Raw genomic sequence first — 284 nt, forward strand, 5'->3', positions numbered from 1 at the left:
GTTGAGTTCGCCCAGGCTGGCGACGTCGTATTGCGCCGCCGATGCCATCCCTGGAAACAGGCAGGCGACCGCCGCGCCGTTCACACCCGCAAGGAGCGTGCCGTCCCAAATGCGCCGAAGCGCGCCGCCGTTCGCCTTCATCAGTCTGCCCCGCTCGAAACTCTGCTGCCTGCCATGCCCAATGTCGCGGTTCGGGTGGCTCGCGCCGAACCAAACCGGCAATAGGTTAACTCCGGGTTTGATTCCTGTCTCGCAGTTGATGCGTTCGTTACTGATTTTTTTCT

1 protein-coding gene is annotated in these 284 nt (G+C 61.6%); it reads right to left on the reverse strand.

The window, feature by feature from the left end; all coding sequences use genetic code 11:
• Positions 1 to 284: hypothetical protein (locus EN852_RS41590; RefSeq protein ID WP_189546679.1), on the reverse strand; the 284-nt coding region annotated here is incomplete at both ends.

The sequence above is a fragment of the Mesorhizobium sp. M2E.F.Ca.ET.209.01.1.1 genome (assembly GCF_004010375.2).
Lineage (GTDB): Bacteria > Pseudomonadota > Alphaproteobacteria > Rhizobiales > Rhizobiaceae > Mesorhizobium.